At 60.7% G+C, this 20,068-nt stretch carries 19 protein-coding genes and 3 pseudogenes; 11 read left to right on the forward strand and 11 right to left on the reverse strand.

Annotation, left to right across the window (positions count from 1 at the left end; all coding sequences use genetic code 11):
* Window positions 1-958: 958 nt before the first annotated feature.
* From NO900_RS13760 to NO900_RS13790, 7 genes are all read left to right on the forward strand, one after another.
* Window positions 959-2,617, forward strand: a complete 1,659-nt coding sequence (locus NO900_RS13760; RefSeq protein ID WP_256409789.1) for a COG1361 S-layer family protein — start codon at window positions 959-961, stop codon at window positions 2,615-2,617.
* A complete protein-coding gene (locus tag NO900_RS13765; RefSeq protein ID WP_256409790.1) occupies window positions 2,618-4,963 on the forward strand; it encodes an efflux RND transporter permease subunit in 2,346 nt (781 codons plus the stop codon).
* An 89-nt stretch (window positions 4,964-5,052) separates the two neighbouring features.
* Window positions 5,053-5,289, forward strand: a complete 237-nt coding sequence (locus tag NO900_RS13770) for a sulfurtransferase TusA family protein (RefSeq protein WP_256409791.1) — start codon at window positions 5,053-5,055, stop codon at window positions 5,287-5,289.
* Window positions 5,286-6,428 carry an NAD(P)/FAD-dependent oxidoreductase gene (locus tag NO900_RS13775; RefSeq protein WP_256409792.1) on the forward strand — a complete coding sequence of 381 codons (1,143 nt, stop codon included), beginning with the start codon at window positions 5,286-5,288 and terminating at the stop codon, window positions 6,426-6,428. Before NO900_RS13770 ends, NO900_RS13775 begins: the two co-directional genes overlap by 4 nt.
* A 2-nt stretch (window positions 6,429-6,430) precedes the next feature.
* A complete protein-coding gene (locus tag NO900_RS13780; RefSeq protein WP_256409793.1) occupies window positions 6,431-7,057 on the forward strand; it encodes a helical membrane plugin domain-containing protein in 627 nt (208 codons plus the stop codon).
* Between the two features lie 116 nt (window positions 7,058-7,173).
* A complete protein-coding gene (locus tag NO900_RS13785; RefSeq protein ID WP_256409794.1) occupies window positions 7,174-7,512 on the forward strand; it encodes a thioredoxin family protein in 339 nt (112 codons plus the stop codon).
* 15 nt (window positions 7,513-7,527) lie between these two features.
* The gene (locus NO900_RS13790) at window positions 7,528-8,646 is read left to right on the forward strand and encodes an aminotransferase class V-fold PLP-dependent enzyme (RefSeq protein WP_256409795.1); all 1,119 of its coding nucleotides are present in this window, start codon (window positions 7,528-7,530) and stop codon (window positions 8,644-8,646) included.
* Here NO900_RS13790 and NO900_RS17630 read toward each other — a convergent pair.
* The 3 genes from NO900_RS17630 to NO900_RS13800 are packed head-to-tail and all read right to left on the reverse strand — an operon-like array spanning window position 8,588 to window position 9,708.
* Window positions 8,588-8,854 carry a HalOD1 output domain-containing protein gene (locus NO900_RS17630; protein WP_379791880.1) on the reverse strand — a complete coding sequence of 89 codons (267 nt, stop codon included), beginning with the start codon at window positions 8,852-8,854 and terminating at the stop codon, window positions 8,588-8,590. The two genes, NO900_RS13790 and NO900_RS17630, sit on opposite strands and share 59 nt — an antisense overlap.
* Before the next feature lie 6 nt (window positions 8,855-8,860).
* Window positions 8,861-9,460: a DsrE/DsrF/DrsH-like family protein gene (locus NO900_RS13795; RefSeq protein ID WP_256409796.1), complete on the reverse strand. Its 600-nt coding sequence runs from the start codon at window positions 9,458-9,460 to the stop codon at window positions 8,861-8,863.
* A 2-nt stretch (window positions 9,461-9,462) separates the two neighbouring features.
* Entirely contained in the window at window positions 9,463-9,708 is a 246-nt protein-coding gene (locus NO900_RS13800; protein ID WP_256409797.1) for a sulfurtransferase TusA family protein, read from the reverse strand.
* Between the two features lie 247 nt (window positions 9,709-9,955).
* Here NO900_RS13800 and NO900_RS13805 point away from each other — a divergent pair, with 247 nt between their 5' ends.
* The 4 genes from NO900_RS13805 to NO900_RS13820 are packed head-to-tail and all read left to right on the forward strand — an operon-like array spanning window position 9,956 to window position 13,362.
* Window positions 9,956-11,149 carry an MBL fold metallo-hydrolase gene (locus tag NO900_RS13805; RefSeq protein WP_256409798.1) on the forward strand — a complete coding sequence of 398 codons (1,194 nt, stop codon included), beginning with the start codon at window positions 9,956-9,958 and terminating at the stop codon, window positions 11,147-11,149.
* An 8-nt stretch (window positions 11,150-11,157) separates the two neighbouring features.
* The gene (locus NO900_RS13810) at window positions 11,158-11,715 is read left to right on the forward strand and encodes a YeeE/YedE family protein (protein WP_256409799.1); all 558 of its coding nucleotides are present in this window, start codon (window positions 11,158-11,160) and stop codon (window positions 11,713-11,715) included.
* Entirely contained in the window at window positions 11,716-12,174 is a 459-nt protein-coding gene (locus NO900_RS13815) for a YeeE/YedE family protein (protein WP_256409800.1), read from the forward strand.
* A 12-nt stretch (window positions 12,175-12,186) separates the two neighbouring features.
* On the forward strand, window positions 12,187-13,362 hold the full coding sequence (locus NO900_RS13820; RefSeq protein WP_256409801.1) for an inorganic phosphate transporter: 1,176 nt from the start codon (window positions 12,187-12,189) through the stop codon (window positions 13,360-13,362).
* A 187-nt stretch (window positions 13,363-13,549) separates the two neighbouring features.
* Here NO900_RS13820 and NO900_RS13825 read toward each other — a convergent pair whose 3' ends face one another.
* From NO900_RS13825 to NO900_RS17640, 8 genes and pseudogenes are all read right to left on the reverse strand, one after another.
* Window positions 13,550-15,118 (reverse strand): Mur ligase, encoded by a 1,569-nt coding sequence (locus tag NO900_RS13825; RefSeq protein ID WP_256409802.1) that lies wholly within the window; start codon window positions 15,116-15,118, stop codon window positions 13,550-13,552.
* Window positions 15,115-16,284 carry a poly-gamma-glutamate biosynthesis protein PgsC/CapC gene (locus NO900_RS13830; protein WP_256409803.1) on the reverse strand — a complete coding sequence of 390 codons (1,170 nt, stop codon included), beginning with the start codon at window positions 16,282-16,284 and terminating at the stop codon, window positions 15,115-15,117. The genes NO900_RS13825 and NO900_RS13830 overlap by 4 nt, the downstream gene beginning before the upstream one ends.
* Before the next feature lie 394 nt (window positions 16,285-16,678).
* Entirely contained in the window at window positions 16,679-17,725 is a 1,047-nt protein-coding gene (locus NO900_RS13835) for an ATP-binding protein (RefSeq protein WP_256409804.1), read from the reverse strand.
* Window positions 17,726-18,033: 308 nt separating this feature from the next.
* On the reverse strand, window positions 18,034-18,603 hold the full coding sequence (locus tag NO900_RS13840) for a hypothetical protein (RefSeq protein ID WP_256409805.1): 570 nt from the start codon (window positions 18,601-18,603) through the stop codon (window positions 18,034-18,036).
* The gene (locus NO900_RS13845) at window positions 18,600-18,968 is read right to left on the reverse strand and encodes a ribbon-helix-helix domain-containing protein (protein ID WP_256409806.1); all 369 of its coding nucleotides are present in this window, start codon (window positions 18,966-18,968) and stop codon (window positions 18,600-18,602) included. Before NO900_RS13845 ends, NO900_RS13840 begins: the two co-directional genes overlap by 4 nt.
* A 93-nt stretch (window positions 18,969-19,061) precedes the next feature.
* Window positions 19,062-19,211: pseudogene (locus NO900_RS17710) on the reverse strand (DUF8158 family protein); the annotation flags it as partial.
* Between the two features lie 206 nt (window positions 19,212-19,417).
* Window positions 19,418-19,609 (reverse strand): annotated as a pseudogene (locus NO900_RS17635) (DUF8158 family protein); the annotation flags it as partial.
* Between the two features lie 54 nt (window positions 19,610-19,663).
* Window positions 19,664-20,028, reverse strand: a pseudogene (locus NO900_RS17640) (universal stress protein); the annotation flags it as partial.
* Window positions 20,029-20,068: the final 40 nt, after the last annotated feature.

Genomic DNA, 20,068 nt, shown 5'->3' on the forward strand with positions numbered 1-20,068 from the left:
AGGGATCACCAGCAATGCCGCTGACTTAGGTGATGACGCTCGCCAGCACACCGGTGATGGTGTACAGCACGAACGGGACACCGACCGTTGGAAGGACGGCGTGGGTGGCGACGATGGACTCCCCGACGATGGCTGCGTCACCCGTGGACTAAAGAGCGATGCACAGCGGGATAACGCTCATCAGCAGGAAAATCACGTTCGTGAGACGGCGTCGCAGGCGTCAGCGGTTTGAGACAGCTCGCGACCACCATCGCGACGACGCTTCCGAGCGCTGCGATCACGATTGAGAAAATATTCAGTGAGATAAGGCTGACCACACTCGCGAGGATATCAACAGTGAGGAGTGTTTTTAGAGAGAAGAGATTGCCCTCGTTGATGTTTGTGTTACGTATATTCGCTGTCGCACTTGCCGTATCCTCTCCCCTCGCGAACCACACAAATGAACACAGGAGCACAATTTTATATTATACACAATATGGCTCTGACGAATCTTGGCTCACCGAGCGCATATATCCGTTTGTTTTGCCTGTTGAATCCGGTGATGCTATGGAGGTCATACTATTTGATGAAGCGATTTTTCCTCTCCGTTGTCGCTGTATTGGATCGATCTTTCTGGTGATTCCGGCCCCTCTCCTTCTGTGTAAAGGACCCTTCTCAAAACTGTTTTGACAGCGCCACTGAATGTAGCAGAGAAATCTGATACCGCCGATTTCTGCGGAGTTATCCGAGCAGTCGCTTGCTTCGTATCTGGCTATGGTTGCGATCCACTCAGAATCAAACTCCGAGGCATTTGTATTAGAAATTTAAGATATTCCATGAAAATGTGGCTATGCGCATGCCTACAATGCAGCATCGACTCCGAAGGCTGGTAAGCCGGAGATCTACCTCAATATAGCACTAACTATTGACAACCAGATCCAAACGCTTTTGAGATAGAATTGTGTAATTTGCACACGACATGAAATACAGTTCAGCTGGGTTGATTCGAAAGCTAGCCGTCGTGGGAATCGTACTGCTACTCATCAGCTCATTGGGAGTCGGTATCTCAGGAACTGCCGCAGAGCGATTCAGTGAGGAGTCCGTTCCAGAACTCGACGCGACAGTTGCTGGAAGTAACACCGTAACGCCGGGCGAGACCACGACGTTGACGATTGCAGTTCAGAACCGCCACGATGGAGTTACTGACTCCGATCGGGCGATAGAGGACGTCTCACGAGTCGTTCAGGCACACGGAGTCCAAATCGGAGCTGCGACTGGGACGACCGTTGCGTACGACGACGAGGGGATCCCCCTTGACCTGAAGATGGGAAAACAGAGTGTCGGAACGGTGCGAACTGGCAGTACCACGCGGGTTCCACTCACCATCGAGGTGGATGAGTCGGCTGAGCCGGGGACGTACACGGTGCCAATGGATCTCGAGTTTTCGTACATCCGTGATATCTTCGTCGACAGAGACGACTATACCGTCAACCGGAACACCGGAACTGAAGAGACAAGCGTTACAATTCGCGTTGAGCCGCACGGCCAACTGACGGTCGTCGATGTGCGCGGCGACGGCCTCTACAAAAATGCCGAGGGCGATGTTGCGGTGACTGTGCGTAATACCGGCAGCGAGGCGATGTCCGATGCGACGCTCTCGCTCGTCGGCTCACACCACTTCGAACCGCAGAGTAACCGGGCCGCACTCGGTACCGTCGCCCCCGGTGACACGCGCAACGCCACTTTCCAGACCGTAGTCCGTGGAGTTGAATCTGCCGGGTCGTACGCCGTCGGGTTCCGTGCGGCATACGAGGACGCGAATGGACAGCCAAGTGAATCCTCGATCCGATACGGGAGCGTCGGCGTGGCAGAGGGCCCGCAGTACAACGTGTCAGTCGAATCGCGTTCGCTCTACGTCGATTCGACCGGGGCAGCGCGCGTTACTGTGACGAATACGGGCGATGTCGCCGCGACGAACGCACGCGTGTTCGCCGAGCCGAATCAACCGTTTGCTCCGCTGTCGAATGGTGGACAGCTCGGGACGCTTGAACCCGGCGAGTCGGCGACTACCGAGGTCAAAATGGAGGTGTCTGACCGCGCACTCGCGCAGTCGTACTCGCTCCCGATTACCGTCGCGCACGATGACGACTACGGAAACACCATCCGCAGCGACCCGTTGACTGCAGATGTCTCGGTCGGCCCTGAGCGGCAGTTCACCGTGGTCGACACCGCCCAAATCGAGGCGGGCGCGACCGAGCGGATTGAATTAACCGTCGAGAATACTGGCGAGAGTGGCTTCAAAGATGCAGTCGTTCGAATCAACGCAGACTCACCGTTTGAGACCGATGACGATACGGCGTACATCGGCGAGCTGTCACCGGGCGAGCGGGCGACAGTCTCGTACACGCTCACGGCGGGTGAGGCGGCAACGCCGAAATCCTACACCCTTGATACCACGATCAAGTACGACAACCCGTTCGATGAGACGGTCGTCTCCGATATCCGGCCAGCTACGGTCGAAGTGACTGAGCCGAGCGGGCCCTCAACTCCACTCGTCCTGACAGCAATCGGCGTGCCGGTCCTGCTCGGGGCTGGGATCGTGTTCAAGCGCGACCGACTGCGGCAGTACCTCGGGTAAATGAACGCGGGAGAACGGATCCAAGATGGATTAGAACACGCGGGGCGGTACGCTGCGCGAAATCAGCTCAAGACGATCGTCGTCGTGCTTGTGACAGCGCTCATCGCGGTCAGTGTCGGGGTTGCGGGGATCCAGATGAGCATGGGAATGACCCTGTACGTTGAGGACGACTCCCAGACGGCAACCGACTGGGAGACGCTCAAAGAGGACTTCGAAACGGGCAACAACGTGTTCGTCATCGTGGAGTCCGGCGAGCTTCACGACCCCGAGACGATCCGAGCGATCAACAGGCTCGACAGGCGATACACCGAAAACATCGACGAGACGACCACGGTCACTTCATTGGCAGATGTCGTTCGTCAAGGGAACGGCGGCGAGATCCCACAGACCGAAGCGGGAGTCGAACGGGCGATCACGAGGGTGCGCGGACAGGGTCCAGAGTCGGCCGCAATGGTTGATCGGCTGGAGCCTGAGTCCGGCACGACGATCATCCTCGCGAGCTACGGTAATGTCGATACGTTCGACAGGGGTGCGTTCCTCCCACAGCGGGACTCTGACATCATTTACAACAGGGTACAGACAGAGACCGATCTCGCACCGTTACCGCCCGGCATGACGACCACTATCACCGGACAACCTGTCTTCGAGAACGCCGCGTTTGGACTCATGTTGCCTGAGATGATCACTCTGTTCGCCGGGGCGTTCGCGCTCATTTTCACTGTAGTCTACCTGGTGATGCGCGCGAAAGTGGAGCGGGGCTGGCATGTGTTCCTTCCACTTGGTACGGCGATGATCGCGCTGTTGTACATGATCGGTGCGATGGGTGTGTTCGGATTCAATTTCAACGCGATTATGCTCGGCGTTATGCCCATCGCGCTCGGGCTAGGAATCGACTATGGGCTGCAGATCCACTCGCGGTACGTCGAGGAGCGCGAGGCTGGGTGTTCGCCGGAAACTGCTGCAGCGGTCGCCACGCGAACTACAGGCCGTGCCCTACTTATTGCCATGGGTGCGACTGTAATCGGACTGGGGTCTCTCCTAGTGTCAAGCGTGCCTCCTGTCCGACAGTTTGGGATAACGAGCGCGACCGCTGTGTTGGCGTCAATGGCGCTGTCGGTTACGCTCCTCCCTGCGCTCCTCGTCCGCTTCGATCGCGATGGGTATTCTCAACAGAGCTCGGACGACGCGACCTCAACCTCGAACGATTGGCTAGAGACCGGCTCCGAACGGTTTACCAGCATCGTCACCGGGGGACGACCGCTTCTGACGCTGTTCGTCGCCCTCCTGTTGGTCACCGGTGGCGCGTATGCGTACCCACAGGTGGAACCGAACCAGGAGATGATGGACTTCTGGCCTCAGGACCTTGACGCGAAGAACGATATGGATCGGCTGTCTGACACCGTCGACAGTCCGAAGGTAATGTATGTCAGTATTAGTGCCGAGAAGGCATATTCACCGGAAACATTCCGTGAGTTGGCTAGATATCAACAGCTCATGCTGGCAAACAACCAGGTGAATGCGGTTCAAAGTCCAGTGTTGGCTGTCCAGATGGCCAATGATGGCTCGATCCCAAAAACTCGCAACCAACTCGACACGACGTTGGCACAACAAACTGGGTCGGGGATGATGGCCGTTCGAGATCCAACGGAGACGCCGTCACGCGTCCTCCTGACTTTCTACGTTGATGACGTGGAAGGCGAGGAGGTCCGAACGCTAATCGACGAGTTTGACGGGAATGCAGATCTTGCGCTGACCGGTGCCCATGACGTTCGCATCACTGGGAAACCAGTTCTTAATCGGAACGTAATCGAGAACGTTACGGCAGGTCTGACACCGATGACCATTATCTCGTTCGCGCTCGGATTCGTGTTCCTTTCGTTTGCGTTCCGGTCAGTTCGAGTGTCCGCGATCATTGTCATCAGTGTCGCTGGCAGTGCGGCGCTCCTTGTCGCCGGAGGAATGTACCTGCTCTCTGTCCCGTGGAATCCCCTCACTATCACGATGTCGTCACTCACGCTCGGAATCGGCGTGACATATGGAATCCACATTTACGAGCGGTTTGTCTTCGAAACGGAGACTCATGACCGACCGCCGCTTGGGGCTGCGGCCACATCGGTCGCCAAGCTCTCTAGGCCGATTATTGGGTCTAGTTTCACCACGATCTTTGGATTCGGTATCCTAATCGTCTCGCGATTCCCGGTGCTTGCAAACTTCGGGGTGACAACCGTGTTGGCGATTGGGCTGTCGCTCGCGACCGCCTTCGGTATCCTCCCCGCCGTATTGACGCTCAGATCGTCTGTCTCTGAGAATAAAGATGCCACCGAGCAAATTCCGACTGCCGAATAACCTATCTTAGCCGACCGTATTTTTAGAATCTTGGAATTTACACACAATATCAATACACAGTAGTTCCAAATACCACTTGTGAGACATCTATGACCAATATTGAGCTCGACTACGCCGTCGACGCGAGAGGTGCAGCATGTCCTGGCCCACTAATGGGCCTCATTGGTAAAATTCGGAATTCCGAGTTAGGAGACATGATCCGCTTGCTAAGTGACAGCAATCAGTCACTCACCGATGTCTCTGAGTGGATCGGTGAAACGGACAACGAGCTGTTGACTGTTGAAGAGCATGCTGACCACAATGCATTTTACGTGGAGAAAGCATGACGGACCGTATTGTCATTGTCGGCGGCGGAACCGGCGGATCGGTACTCGCGAACGATCTCGCTGATCGTCTCAAGCCCGAACTCGAGGCTGGGAATGTCCAGATCACTCTCGTCAACGACGGCCCTGAGCAGGTGTATAAGCCGGTCTGGCTATATGTCCCGTTTGGCCAGCGAGAGCCGGCTGATGGACGCCGTCGCCTCGACACCCTCGTTGACGGTACCATTGACATACAGATTGACCGCGTGACCGATATCGATACGGATTCCAAGCGGCTCAGGTTTGCAGATGGGTCGTCAACAGAGTACGACTATCTCGTGCTGGCGACCGGATCGACGATAGAGCCGGAACAGATTCCTGGCCTTGTGGAGGGAGGACACGACTACTACAGCGAGTCTGGCGCGATTAATCTCAGAGAGCAATTACTTTCATTCACACAGGGAGAACTTGTGCTGAGCGTCATCGGCACGCCGCACATGTGTCCGGCGGCACCACTAGAGTTCGTGTTCATGGCCGACGACTGGCTCCGCGAGCGCGGCCTCCGCGAAGACATCGATATCACGTATACGTATCCGATCCACCGCGTCCACGGCAACCCGCATATCGCCGAGTGGGCCCGTCCCATCATGGAGGAACGTGATATCAAGATGGAGACATCCTTCAACGCCGAGTCGATCGATCCCGGGGCGGAGACTATCACGTCGGTGGAAGGGGTTAAACTCGACTACGACCTCCTCGTGACGATCCCACCCCACGGCGGCGTCGACCTGATTAAGAAGGCGGGGCTCGGTGACGACGGCTGGGTTGAGGTCGACAAGCACACTCTAGAAGCCGAGGCCGCTGAGAACGTCTACGCACTCGGTGATACCGCCGACACCGGTGTCCCAAACGCGGGCAGCGTCGCCCACTACCAGGCCGGCGTCGTCGGGCAGCGCCTCGCTAGCGAGATCCGCGGCCGTCCGGCGACCGCAACCTACGACGGAAAGACGCTGTGTTTCATCGAGACGGGGATGGACGCGGCGTCGTTCGTCGAGTTCGATTACGAGAATCCGCCGGCACCGGCGCCGCCCTCGGAGAAACTCCACTGGTCGAAGCTGGCGTACAACGAGTCCTACTGGCTGACTGCACGAGGACTGCTCTGATTATGTCTGAACCACAGAACCCTGCACCGTCCGAGCTGGAAGCGGCAATTGAACGGAATCCCGAGGCCGTCGCCGAGTTAGTGGAGCACCTCGACGCCGTCAACGAGCTACTGGACGTGCTCTCGCTGGGCGAGAGCGCCCTTGACGACGAGATGGTCCGGGAGCTCTCGGCCACGGGGTCGATGCTGGCGGAATCCGCCGACGGGCTGGCGACCGACGAGACCGTGGCGCTGGCCGAAACGGTCGGGGAAAACGGTAATGAACTGCAGGAGGCACTCGACACGGTGCTCACGCTCCAGCGGAGCGGGACGCTCGACGAACTGGCTGAGCTCGCGGAAGTTGGTTCGCTGGTGACCGCAGCACTCGACGATGAGATGGTCACGTCGCTGGCCGGTACCGGCGCCGTGCTCGGCGAGTTCACGCAGGCGGCGTCCGATGACGACACCCGTGACGGCATTGAGACGCTACTAGAGAGTGTCGGTGAAGCGGAACGGGAATCGCCCGAGCAGGTCGGTGCTGTCGGCCTGGTTCGCGGATTGCGGAATCCGGATGTTCAATACGGGTTGGGCTATCTGCTGGCACTTGCAGGCGCGCTTGGCCGTGCGCAATCTACGGAGAAGTCACACTAACCGCTCTTCCCGAGTCGGGCCACTCTCTCAGTCGATGTAGACGGGGAGTGACCGCACTGTATTGTATTGTGTAGTAGACCCAAGAATATTAAACATCCGATGCGTAGAGTCTCGTAATGGCAACACAGACAGCGGAGACGGACCGCGTGATCTCGCTCGATGACGACGACCTCGAAACGGTCGTCGAAGACAGCAGCGTCGCGCTTGTGGAATTCTACACTGAGTGGTGTGGCACCTGCAAACGAATGAAGCCGGTCCTCAAAGCACTCGCCGAAGACACCGACGCAACGATCCTGACGATCAACATCGAATCGAATCTCGAAACGGCCATCGAGTTCGGTGCCCAGAGCACGCCCACGTTCGTCCTCTTTGTCGACGGGCAACCGGTGAAACAGCTTCGCGGTGGCCAGAACGAACAGACACTCCGGGATCTGATCGCCCAGTACCACGACTAACTCACCGACAACGAGATGAACCCGAGAGAACTTCGCGCCGACACGCCCGCCCTGCATGAGGACGTCTACCTGAACTTCGGTGCCCACGGGCCGAGTCCACAGTACGTCGTCGAGGCTGCTGACGAGTTCGTACGGTCACACGAGTACGAAACGAGCACGCGAAACGACCCGTATGAGGTGGCGTTCGACACCTATGATCGCATGCGGGAGCGCGTCGCCACCTTCGTCGGTGCGGACGACGATGAGATTGCGCTCACGGAGAGCACGACTGCGGGCATCAACGCTGTCGCGACCGCCATCGACTGGGAGCCCGGGGATACCGTGGTTCGAACCGACCTTGAGCACCCGGCCGGGACGCTTCCGTGGCAACGCTTGGAACAGCAGGGCGTCGAGGTTCGCGTCGTCGAGACGGAGAGCGGTCGTGTCGATCTCGACGCATTCGCCGAGGCTGTCGCCGACGCGCGCCTGGCCTGTTTCAGTGCTGTGACGTGGACGCACGGCACCCAGTTGCCCGTCGCCGACCTCGTCGATATCGCTCGCGAGGCCGGCGCGTTCACACTTGTTGACGCTGTCCAAGTGCCTGGACAACTCCCGATGAACGTCGGCGACTGGGGGGCAGACGCCGTCGCGGCGGCCGGCCACAAGTGGCTCCTCGGGCTGTGGGGCGGCGGCTTCCTCTATGTTGACCGGACAGCTGCTGACTCCCTCCTACCCACCACAGTTGGGTACCGAAGCGTCGAGACGCCGACTGCAGATTCCTACGAGTTCGCAGCTGGCGCCCACCGATTCGAGGTCGGCTCGGCGAACCCGGCTCCACACGTCGCCTTGGCGGAAGCCATCGAGGCGATCAACGAAGTTGGAGTCGACCGTATCGCTGCCCGAATTCAGGAATTGGCCGGCCAGTTGGCCAATGAAGTTCCCAACGACCGCCTTCTCAGTCCTGCAGACCCCGAGTCAGGACTCGTGACAATCGACGTGGACGATCCCGAAGCGACCGTCGCTCGACTCGCGTCGGAGGGAATTGTCGTTCGTGCCGTGCCGACGCCGGACGCCGTCCGCGCATCGGTCCACGCGGTTAACACCCATGCTGAGGTCGGGCGGTTGCTGGACGCACTCGAATCGGAGTGGACCTGACGCGACCGCTGTCGTCAACGACTACGTCGTGACCACGATACGCGAATCGAATTTCGAGGTCAGACGCCGTTGAATTCTCGACTAACCGTTCTACTGCATCCGGATCGATGACCTCGGCTAGCGGGGGATCGAGTGTGACCGGCTCGACGCCCTCTGTCTCCGCGACGGCATCAATAATCTGGGGAATTGGACTCCTGAGTTTGTTCATTAGAGTTTAGACGAGGAGCTGGATGTCGGCGTCGGCCATGTCCTGCAGGGCGGTGGCGGCGCCGACGCCGGTCGTGACGCCGTCATAGAAGTCGTCCTCGTTGTAGTCCATCAGGTCGATGGTCATCTGACAGGCCTGGAACTCCACGCCCATGTCGAGGCTCGTCTCGAGGAGCTCCTCGATCGTGGCGGTGTCGTTGTCTGCGATCCGCTTTTCCATCAGCCGCGTCGTCACACGGTCCATTCCGGGGAGCGCGGCGATGGCGTTGGGAACGGGCATGTTGGGGTTGCCGACGGAGCTGAGCTTGAGGTTCTTCGAGCGCTTCTCGTGGAGGATATCGAGCCCCCAGAACGTGTGGAAGACAGTCACCTCGTAGCCGAACGCGGCCGCGGTGCTGGCGAGGATGAGCGGCGGGTACGCCATGTCGAGCGTCCCCTTCGTGGCGATGATGCTCATCTTCTTGCCGCCGTCCTCGTCGGTGGCCTCGGCGAGCGCGTCCTCGAGCTCGTCGACACGCGCGGCCAGCTCTGCGCGGGAGGGGGCGTCGTCGGCCGGCACGTCCTCGGGTGACGTCTCCGCGGCCACGTCGGATGTGTCCGTACCCATCGTTACTCGGTCTTGCGGACGTAGTGTTTGTACACGTCGTCGCCTTCCGTCTGGTCGACGAGCTCGACCCCCGCGGTGCCGTCTGCCCAGCCGTCGATGTCGCTCACGCTGCCGGGATCGGTCGCCAGCACTTCGAGGATCTCACCCGCGTCGAGGCCGTCGATGGCGGACTTCGTCTTCACCACTGGCATGGGACACGATGCGCCTTTCACGTCGAGTGTCTCCGCGATGTCGAATTTGGAACTCATTGTGTATCTGCTCCGGTCGTGTGTATTGGAGCTATCGCACAATACCCTCCAGCAAGATAAAAGATTGTTGGTTCTTGTGAAGGGCGCCAACTACCATATAACGCAAAACGTATTCAGGCACGCTATAAACCGAATAAGATACAGTAGGAGAGTATCTGACACCCACAGCCGACAGTAGTATTGTTTAGAAGAGGAAATACTATGAAAATGCTTTTGTGCGTCGACCCGGTAGAAACGACTGCGAAATATGAATGCCGACGACTTTCCGACTCCGGACGTCGACGTCGACTCCGTCGACCCGGACTCGCTCAACCATCGAATCGACGCCGGTGAGGACGTGACGATCCTCGACGCGCGTATGCAGTCGGACTACGAGGAGTGGCGCATCGACGGCGAGAACGTCACGTCGATCAACGTCCCGTACTTCGAGTTCCTCGACGACGAGATCGACGACGACGTCCTCGATCGGATCCCCGACGACCGCGAGGTGACCGTCCTCTGCGCGAAGGGCGGCGCCAGCGAGTACGTCGCGGGCGCGCTCGCGGAGCGCGGCTACGACGTCGACCACCTCGAAGACGGGATGAACGGCTGGGCAAGCATCTACGAGGCCGTCGAGGTCGAGCGCTACGACGGCGCCGGCACGCTCCTCCAGTACCAGCGCCCCTCCTCGGGCTGCCTCGGCTACCTCCTCTACGATGGCGGCGAGGCCGCGATCATCGACCCGCTGCGCGTGTTCACCGACCGGTACCTCGACGACGCGGACGACTTCGGCGTCGACCTGACGTACGCCATCGACACGCACGTCCACGCCGACCACATCTCGGGCGTGCGCGACCTTGACGAGAAAGGCGTCGAAGGCGTCATCCCCGAGGCCGCCGTCGACCGGGGCGTCACCTACGCCGACGAGCTGACCACGGCTGAAGACGGCGACGCGTTCGAAGTCGGCGACGCCACCATCGAGGCCGTCTACACCCCCGGCCACACGACCGGAATGACATCCTACCTCGTCGACGAGAGCCTGCTCGCGACCGGCGACGGGCTGTTCGTCGAGAGCGTCGCCCGCCCCGACCTCGAAGAGGGCGATGAGGGCGCCCCCGACGCGGCGCGCATGCTGTACGAGTCGCTCCAAGAGCGCGTGCTGACGCTACCCGACGACACCCTGATCGGCGGCGCGCACTTCAGCGACGCGGCTGAACCCGCCACCGACGGCACCTACACGGCACCGGTCGGCGAGCTCGTCGCGGAGATGGACGCACTCACGACCGACGAACAGGAGTTCGTCGACCTGATTCTCTCGGACATGCCGCCGCGACCGGCCAACTACGAGGACATCATCGCGACGAACCTCGGGCAGCACGCCGTCGACGACGAGGAGGCGTTCACCTTAGAGCTCGGGCCGAACAACTGCGCCGCCAGTCAGGACTCGCTCGCGGGTGACTGACGACGCACATGGTTGCTGACCCAGTACTGCTACAGGCTGTCGCCGAACTGTTCCCCAACGGTATCAGCCGGTACGCCGTTGGCGGACTCCTCGTCGGGCTCGGCACCGTCCTGATCTACGTCGGGACGGGAATCCCGGCCGGAGCGAGCACGTTCTTAGAGTCGACGCTGTCGTACGTCTCCGATCAATCCCGCTTCCAGCGGTACGTCGGCTCGCGAGATTGGCGGGTCGTGTTCACGGCCGGGATCGTCCTGGGTGCGCTCGCGTTCGCGGCGACGGTCCAGTCCGGCGTGGTCACGACCTCGCTGTACGAGCCCGGAACGACCGGCCGGCTCTACGAGGTCGCCGGCGTGACGCTGTGGACGACGGAGATCCAGCCGTGGCGGCTGTTCCTCGGCGGTATCCTCGTCGGTATTGGGACCCGCGTCGGGAAGGGGTGTACGTCTGGACACGGCGTCTGTGGTGTCGGTTCGGCGTCGAAGACGTCGCTGGTCGGCGTCGCGACGTTCCTGACCGTGGCGATCGGGACCGCGCAGGTCGTCGCCGCGCTGGGGGTGAGTCCGTAGATGGCGGACCGACATCCCCTGTTCAAGCCGCTGGTGTTCGTCGGGGGGCTGATCTTTGGGTTCGGGCTCGGGTTCAGCCACATGGCGCGGCCGGAGGTCGTGGTGAACTTCCTCCTGTTCGACGACCTCGGCCTCCCGTTCGTCATGTTCGGGGCTGCGATCGTCTCCGGGATCGCGTTCGCGCTGCTGCCCCGGATCCGGGACGCCGCGCCCCTCACGGGGAGCCCGTACGAGCGCCGGCTGAAGCCGTTCGACCGGAACGTCCTCGTCGGCGGTGCCGTCTTCGGCGTCGGCTGGGGGCTCTCCGGCATCTGTCCGGGTGCCGCGTACGCCAGCCTCGGCGTCGGCAACGTCGCGATCCTCTGGGCGCTCGGCGGCATGTTCGTCGGCGCGTACGCGCAGGGGTACTGGCGGAGCCGGAGCCGGGCCCCCAACGCCGCCCCGGCGGGCGCGGACTGACACGCCCGCCGTATGGACCCCGCTCTCCTCGTCCTCTTCGTCGGCGCGGCGCTCGCCAGCCTGTTCATGGCGTGGGTCATCGGCGCCGGATCGAGCGGCGCGACGCCGTTCGCCCCCGCCGTCGGCGCGAACGCCATCGGGACGATGCGCGCCGCCCTGCTGGTGGGCGTCTTCGGCTTCGCCGGCGCCGTCACGCAGGGCGGCAACGTCTCGGAGGCCGTCGGAAGCGGCCTCGTGGGCGGTATCGACCTCCCCGTCGCCGGCGTGATCCTCGTCCTCGTCCTCGGCGCGGGGCTCATGGCGGTCGGTATCACGACCGGGATCCCGATCGCGACCGCGTTCACCGTGACCGGCGCCGTCATCGGCGTCGGCCTGGCGCTCGGCGGGACGCCGGTCTGGCCGAAGTACCGACAGGTCGCCGCGGTCTGGCTGTTGACGCCGGTGGTCGGCGGCGGCGTCGCGTTCGGGATCGCGAGCGTGCTCCCGCGTCCCGACGCGCCGGAGCGGTGCTGCGTTCCGGCGCTCGCCGGACTCGTCGCCGCCGTCCTCGCGAACGTTGAGTTCGGCTTCCTCGGCGCCGGGAGCGCGCCGGGCACCCTCCGCGGTCTCGCACAGCGCGCGCTGGGGGTCGACGGCGTCGCGTGGGGGGTCGCCGTCACCGCCGCCGCGGGGCTGGCGATCGCGGCCGTCGTCTGGTGGGACGTGGGACGCGACGAGGAGCGGGGTCTGCGGCGCGTGCTGCTCGCGCTCGGGTCGCTGGTGGCGTTCTCCGCGGGCGGGAGTCAGGTCGGGCTCGCCGTCGGACCGCTGCTCCCGCTGATCGACGAGCTGCGGGCGGTCTCGGCGTTCGCCGTCCTCGTCGGCGGCGGGCTGGGGATGCTCGTCGGGTCGTGGACGGGCGCGCCGCGCATGATTAAGTCGCTCGCCCAAGACTACTCGTCGCTCGGGCCGCGGCGCTCCATTTCTGCGCTCGTCCCGTCGTTCCTGATCGCCCAGCTGGCGGTGCTGCTCGGCGTGCCGGTCTCGTTCAACGAGATCGTCGTCAGCGCGATCATCGGGAGCGGCGCCGCGGTGGGCGGGCGGGACGCGGTCGACGCGCGGAAGATCCTCGTGACGGTCGGGGCGTGGGCCGGGTCGTTCGGCCTGTCGTTCGCGCTCGCGTACGCCGTCGCGGTCGGGCTCTTATAGCGGCTCATGAGAGGCGCGGTCTCATGTACCCGTCTGTTTAAATTCTCAGGCTGTCGTGTGAACTCTGTACTGGACCTTATTATATTGGAAATTGACTGACATCGATACTACAGCTATTCGCTCCGGTCTGTGACACTCAGTAGCTCATACGTTACCCGAGGATGCAGAACAGGAGTCTCGGAAACGCTCAGTCAGCTTCCTTAATGGCGACTTTCTTCGCTCGCGTCACTATCTGGTCCTCTAAATCACGCATAAAGTCATCAACCGTATTCCCCATCGTCAACACCGGATACCCCTCCTCAAGCATATCGTCGAGCACGTCGCCGGCGTCTTCGTCGCGACTGTGTTCGGTCACGGGGACATCAACATTCGAAGCAAACACGCCAGTGAACGCGCCACCAGCACGCGCTCGTTCGATCAGGTCGCGTTCGGCCAGTGTATTCAGATACTTGGCGAACGAGGCGGTGCGGCTCCGACGGTCGGCACGAAGGTAGACGAACGGCAGGACGTGGCTATCGCCAGCCAGTGACTGTCGAATCGCCTCCGTACTCTCGATGTCGTTGATTTCAGCCCCGTTAAAAATGCGGCCGTTTGGGAGGCGAATCCAGCGTGGCTGGATCGCATCCAGATACGCGTTCAGCTGTTCCTCTGGTACTGGGTCCATATCCAACCACCGCAACACGTCGTTGACTGCGTAGACGGTTTCGGCTCCGATCCGGCCCTGCTGATCGTCCGGGATCGTCACCTGCCGCATCTCACCACCCTGCTGTTCGATCTCGTCGCGCATGTACTCGGCGAGGACGGGATTCTGTTCGCCGTTGACAACCTTCGTTCCGGGTGGGATTGTCCGTGCGAACGCCCGCGCGAGGTCTCGGATGGTCTTGCCCAGCGTGTCCTGATGATCCTGTCGTACGTTCGCGATGACGACGACGTGGGGCTTGATGAACCGCTTGTTGATCAGCCGCGTCGTATACTCAGTGATCCCCTGATTCTCGAAGATGCCGACATCCTCTGGCGTGTACGACTCCAGTTGCGGGCCGAACTCCTGTAAGACGTTGATATTCTCGTACAACGTCGTGTACGCCCCCGTCCGTTCGATTGGGATGACGTTCCCGTTGCGGATCAACAGTGGATGGTTGCCAGTAATCTTCGTTAGGGTGTCGTAGCCTCGCCGCCGGAACACGTCATCGAGACGCTTGACCGTCGACGACTTCCCGCGGATGCCCGACACCACGATCCGCGTGTCGATATTCTGGAGGAACTGACGGTGTTGTCGTCCGCGAGTTAATAATGAGGACGCACCACGGATGGTTGACATCCCGACCTCGAACGGGTCATGTTCGACAGCGTCGTCTTCCGTGCCGACGAAATACACCGGAATCGCTCCCGTTGCGAGATGCCGGAACCGCCGCATCGCTTCGCGAGCGTTCGCTCGCTCGGTGTAGGTGAAGTTCGGAACGGCGAGTGTCTCGCCATCGGCTTCAAGCGTCCAGTCGAAGATCTCGAGTGACTCGTCACCTCGAACCCGAAGCGTCGGTCCCCCGTCGGCCGACGGTGTATCGACGTATTCGAACTCGTCGGTGTCGAGCGATTCGAGTTCTGCCGCCGCGTCGCGAACCCGATCGATTCGCTGCCGTGCCGCTCGTGACATGTCATATCGGTCTGTTCCGATCGCTAAACACACTTCGGCGTCACTAAGCCGCCAGTGCCATCCTTCCTCACTCCGCACCACTTCGAACATCCCCTGTTCGTTCATTCTTGATCACCGCCCGAGAGGATCGACGACTCGAACACGTCGTCGTGCGACGGCTGGTAGACTGTGTAATACTCGACGATCGCCAGACAGACGACTGCGACGAACACACTCGCAGCGAGTTGTGGAACCCCAAACCGCTGAGGGAATCCCCGTGGAAGGATGCGACCCGTCGCTCGGGCGAGCGGCAACATTACGGCGAAGGTGCCGAGCTGTAACGGGATGAAGAGCCTGCGTTTCGGCCCCGGAGCTGTGTGCCAATTATACGCGCCAATGCCCGCGAGAATCGCAACGAAGTACGCTGATAGCCCACGTGTGATCGGGAGCAGCAGCGTGATGGGGATCGCTGCGATGAGCGCGAACGCCGTGGTGGTCGAAATCAGGACACGTCCGTACAGGAGCGTGACGTAATGGACAAGCGAGAGGAAACCGAACGAGAGGCCAAGCATCACTACGTACAGCAGGACAAGCCATTTGCTCGCAAGTGCATAGATCGCTAGGAGTGGGAGAGCGATCAGGCCCATCCGGAGCCCGTAGCGCCCGCGGACGCGTTCAGAAACGAAGAGCCCGAGCACAAAAAGCCCCACCGCAACCGGTCGAGCCAGGATTGTCGGCTCAAGCTCGGTCTGGAGGGCTGCATTCTTGTACACCGCCACGTCGGTCGTCGTTGTGTAGAGCGCTGGCGGTGTCACCTCCCCTACTGTCGTCGCCAGCTCGGGCGTGATGAGCAGCCAGCCACAGGCCACCAGCCCAGCGTAGAGTCCAGCTGCCGTGAGCAGATCGTGGATTCGGTACTCTGGTTTGAGTTGGTGGTAGTTGTACGCTGCAAGGCCGGGCAAAATACTCCCGATGAACACAACCGACCGGAGTGACTCCGGGAACAACGATCCGAACCCCACGAGCAGTAGTAGTGGAACGCCGCTTCCGATCCCCATCGCGACGAGCAGTTCATCCCGACCGTAAAGTAGCGTTCGTTGCTTTACGATCCGCAGACCGAGGTACGCGAGGATGGTACTCAGTACAAAGATCGGAAGCATCCAGGCGTTTTTGAGGGTATAGACTGCCAGCACGGGAATGGCGATCGTGCCGCCCAGTCGGTACCCGAACAGCTGAGAGATGACTCCGACTAACAGGAGCCCAAAGGCAGTGATCCCGGCTGCAACTAACACGGATCACACCTCAGTTCCCGAGTCCCATGATACACACATCTAGATGAGAATTGGAATGTAATATGACTACTCTTTTGAATTACCTTACGGAGACGCGTTCACCGAGTAGTTGTCTTCTATCGCCTTGACTCACACGTGTGTTGCTGAATCCGCTCTAGGATGCCAACTTTCCCACAGACGGGACACTCCCGCAGGGGGTCGGCGGCAGAACGGTCCAGGCGTCCAGCGCAGCCTCTAACTGTGCTTCCTTGAGAGCTACAGACGATACAAACGGATATCGGTAGCAAATCCCAACACCCTGCGCCGACGGCAGCACTAACACGAGCTGTCGAGGCCGCTTGTTCAGTAGTTTCCAAGAACAATCCGTCGTACCGATTGTGTCGTGTAGATGGAGTTACGCTGCGAGTGGGAGTTGGACAACGAAGACGGTACCAGTCGGCTCGTTGTCTTCCACCCAGATTATACCCCCGTATTCAGTGACAAGCGTGTCAACGAGATAGAGCCCGATTCCCGTGCCGGGACTTCCGAGCCCCCGTTCCCCTTTGCCGAACACAGTATCTTTGTGATCGTCTGAGATTCCGGGCCCGTTGTCGGCGATGCGAACTTCAACTTCGTCGCCGAGGACCGCACACGAGATCTCGATCCGAGGGGAATCCGCGTCGTTGTGTTGGACAGCGTTGTTGAGGAGATTCCGAAAGACCGAATTGAGCATACTGTTCGCAGTGACCTCAACATCAGGCGGGGGGTTCTCTAGTATGAACTCTGCCTCCGGGAAGGACTCCTCGCGAAGCGACAGCTCGGTTTCTAGGACCGAACGCAGCGGCACGGGTTCTATGGTGACCGACTCATCCGAGACGACCGTTTCCACGTACTCACGCGCAACCTCGGTCAGTTCAACGACGTGTTCACCGCTGGTAAGGATCTTCTGCAGGTATTCGCGCCCCTCGTCGTCGACGTGGTTGTCGAGCATTTTTGCCCAGCCCAGCACGACCGCCATATCGTTCCGAATATCGTGTCGAACGATCCGATTCAACAGTTCAAGCTCTTGCTCGCGGCGTTTCTGATCCGTGATATCCGTGGAGATGCCGACGATTTCCGAGACATCCCCCGCCTCATCCCGGAGGATAACCTGCCGATTGAGCGTCCACCGGACCGAACCATCCGGACGAACGATGCGTCCCTCATACTCCGTATCACGGAGTTCGCGGGTTGACTCCTCGATGTTTGCGCGAACACGCTCTCGATCGTCGGGATGAATCGTTTCAATCAGTTTTCCGATGTCGTCTTTGATTTCCTCGGGTGAGATTCCCCAGATATCTTCGAAGCCAGCACTGATGTACTCGAATTCCCCCGGTTCGGACGCTGTCCAGAGAGCGATGCCGTCGAGTTCATCAAATAGCGACCGAAAATCACGACGCTCCCCCAGCGATCCGTTGCTCATACGGCTTCCAGAAGACTAAATCGTATAAATTCTGGTTTATAACTCTCGGCTCGCCGAATTCTCCTCAGCTAGTCGTGGCGAGCGGGGCGGGCCGTCACGGACACACCTGTCCAGCCGGCTGTGACACTCAGCGACCCAGTTACCGCCTTGGCGGACTCAGAAAGGGCGAGGCTGTCTCGGCCGTCCCCCGACCCCGCAAGCACCGCAGGCACGAGGCACGCAGCGGCGGTCGTGGGATGCCGAGCGGCCGAGGGCTTTCGGATGTCGTCGCCGGCGCTGGCTGTTCGGCGTCACCACCCGGAGACTGGTTACTCTTCGAGACGGTGGAGTAATTGTGTGACGTACGGACTATTCTCCCAGCTCCGATGTGGGCTGATCGTCGTGATCAGCGTTCGAGCCTTTTCGTGGCTCAGATGCCCGTTTCGAGCGTAGTCGACGATGAGCCGCGGCGTCGGGACGATCCGCGGGCCCTGTAGCACGGCGTGGATGAGCGGGAAGTTCGTTCCGCCGAAATCGTCGGTGAGAAACCCATCGACGTCGAGCGCGTTCGCAAGGACAATCCCGTCGGTTTCGCCGTCGTCGAGCCCGAACGTCGGCCGCGAGTCTGGTGTATCCTCGCGCTCGTAGAGGTCCGCGACCGTGTAGTAGCTGCGGGCCGCGAGGACGTTGTTCGCAGCCGCGGCGTGGATGTCTTGGTACTGCGTGATGTCACGGAGTTCGGCGACCACTTCTGGCGGCACGAACACGTCACACGAGGTGAGCAGATACTGGAACGGGTCCGGAGTGTTAGTGTCGACGGCCGCGTCGGCGCGGGGAACCGTGAGACTGACGAGCGCACTAGTGTCGGCGACGACCGTACGCAGTCGCCGGCCGCTCATCGCTCGTCGTCGGCTGCGGTCTCGACCGCCGTCGCGTCGCCATCGTAGACGTCGACGTCGTTGGGGGCAGCAAGATCGAGTGGTTCATCCTCGAGATCCGCTTTGAGAAGACGGAGGCGTTGGGCAGTCTCGGCGCCGACCAACTGCTTGACCGTCCCGAACTCAAGCTGGTCGTCGTAGTACTTCGTCGCGACCAACTCCTGAAACGTCTCGCTGTCGGCTGTGTCTTCGATGTACTCCCGAATCGCCTCGACAAGCAGATCCGTCCGATCCTTGTCGAAGAGCTCCGCGATCGCATCCAGCCGGTCGACGAGATACTCTGGTGACTGGAAATGGACCCGTCGCGGATCGTCGCTTGAGCTCATTCTATGTGCAAGTTCTGCACATAGAGTGATAACCGTTTCGGCGTTTGTACAGGGCTTGCACATCAGGGGCCTGACGGGCCTGTCCCGCCAGTCTCAGCCGTTGTCCTGTGCGTTCAGCTCCTCGAGGCACCAGCTGGCGGCGGTTCCGATCCGAACGCCGTCGACGTTGCGCATCTCAAGGCCGTACGTGGCGGTCCGAAACGGCTCGTCGTCGACGAGGATGCGGTGGATAATTGCCCGGACCGATTTGCTCTGTTGAATCCGATGACTACACGGGGATCACGATCTCTGAAGAGGAGATTATCTCACTCATCGTCGTCGGGGAGTTGGATTGATCCACCCAGTGGCCTTGGTCCTCACTCTCTGCCAAGATTCCATCTCTGAATTCTCTCGACAGCGCTCTAAAACCGAGTACAGAGTGATCCGTTCCCGGCGCCTTCTGCGGATTCAACAGAGCAGACCGATTCCGTTCCGTACCTGTCGACGAGAGCCGCGATCGCCGTATCGAAATGCGCATCCTCGTGCTCGGCTCGCGGGTTCTGCGCCCGGTGGATCACGAGGTCGACCACATCGTCGACCGATACGTGCTCGGGATTCCTGGTTTGCTCACGAACGTCATAGAGAGGCTCAGCATCAGGCATTGCGAGTCACTCCGTGGCGTCGTCCGTATCGGTGGTCGCCGGGTTGGTTGCTCGTTGCTGGCGGATGTCTGGCCCGTCGACCGCCCGCTCGGCGCGGTTGACTAACAACGGAACGCCGGTAGTCCGCGCGAGGTTGCGCGTGGTTGAGCCGATCACTCGGTTCTCCAGCGGGCTCTGCCCACACGAACTCACAATCAACAGGCTGGGATAATCGATCTCAGTGATACCGTTCAGGCACCAGCGCGGGGCCCTGGACAACATGTGTCTTGACATCGAACCCTGCCGCCTCGATTACCGCTCGATACCTGATCGAGCGCGCGTTGGTGGCGCTTCTTGAATTCGACGCTAGGCATCCCGGCGTGGATGTTTGCTGAGACGACAGTGGCGAGGCGGGTCATTCGGACACCGATGCAGCCTAGGTAAACGGGTTCGCGAGTTGATGACAACTCAACTCATTTG

The sequence above is a fragment of the Halorubrum rutilum genome, assembly GCF_024494565.1.

Excerpts from the sequence above, each read along its gene's own strand:
- NO900_RS13840 (WP_256409805.1), bottom strand. The coding sequence starts at position 18,603 with ATGAGCGGCCGGCGACTGCGTACGGTCGTCGCCGACACTAGTGCGCTC.
- NO900_RS13775 (WP_256409792.1), top strand. The coding sequence starts at position 5,286 with ATGACGGACCGTATTGTCATTGTCGGCGGCGGAACCGGCGGATCGGTA.
- NO900_RS17630 (WP_379791880.1), bottom strand. The coding sequence starts at position 8,854 with ATGAACAAACTCAGGAGTCCAATTCCCCAGATTATTGATGCCGTCGCG.
- NO900_RS13800 (WP_256409797.1), bottom strand. The coding sequence starts at position 9,708 with ATGAGTTCCAAATTCGACATCGCGGAGACACTCGACGTGAAAGGCGCA.
- NO900_RS13820 (WP_256409801.1), top strand. The coding sequence starts at position 12,187 with ATGGACCCCGCTCTCCTCGTCCTCTTCGTCGGCGCGGCGCTCGCCAGC.
- NO900_RS13790 (WP_256409795.1), top strand. The coding sequence starts at position 7,528 with ATGAACCCGAGAGAACTTCGCGCCGACACGCCCGCCCTGCATGAGGAC.
- NO900_RS13845 (WP_256409806.1), bottom strand. The coding sequence starts at position 18,968 with ATGAGCTCAAGCGACGATCCGCGACGGGTCCATTTCCAGTCACCAGAG.
- NO900_RS13780 (WP_256409793.1), top strand. The coding sequence starts at position 6,431 with ATGTCTGAACCACAGAACCCTGCACCGTCCGAGCTGGAAGCGGCAATT.
- NO900_RS13760 (WP_256409789.1), top strand. The coding sequence starts at position 959 with ATGAAATACAGTTCAGCTGGGTTGATTCGAAAGCTAGCCGTCGTGGGA.
- NO900_RS13810 (WP_256409799.1), top strand. The coding sequence starts at position 11,158 with ATGGTTGCTGACCCAGTACTGCTACAGGCTGTCGCCGAACTGTTCCCC.
- NO900_RS13785 (WP_256409794.1), top strand. The coding sequence starts at position 7,174 with ATGGCAACACAGACAGCGGAGACGGACCGCGTGATCTCGCTCGATGAC.
- NO900_RS13815 (WP_256409800.1), top strand. The coding sequence starts at position 11,716 with ATGGCGGACCGACATCCCCTGTTCAAGCCGCTGGTGTTCGTCGGGGGG.
- NO900_RS13835 (WP_256409804.1), bottom strand. The coding sequence starts at position 17,725 with ATGAGCAACGGATCGCTGGGGGAGCGTCGTGATTTTCGGTCGCTATTT.
- NO900_RS13825 (WP_256409802.1), bottom strand. The coding sequence starts at position 15,118 with ATGAACGAACAGGGGATGTTCGAAGTGGTGCGGAGTGAGGAAGGATGG.
- NO900_RS13795 (WP_256409796.1), bottom strand. The coding sequence starts at position 9,460 with ATGGGTACGGACACATCCGACGTGGCCGCGGAGACGTCACCCGAGGAC.
- NO900_RS13765 (WP_256409790.1), top strand. The coding sequence starts at position 2,618 with ATGAACGCGGGAGAACGGATCCAAGATGGATTAGAACACGCGGGGCGG.
- NO900_RS13805 (WP_256409798.1), top strand. The coding sequence starts at position 9,956 with ATGAATGCCGACGACTTTCCGACTCCGGACGTCGACGTCGACTCCGTC.
- NO900_RS13770 (WP_256409791.1), top strand. The coding sequence starts at position 5,053 with ATGACCAATATTGAGCTCGACTACGCCGTCGACGCGAGAGGTGCAGCA.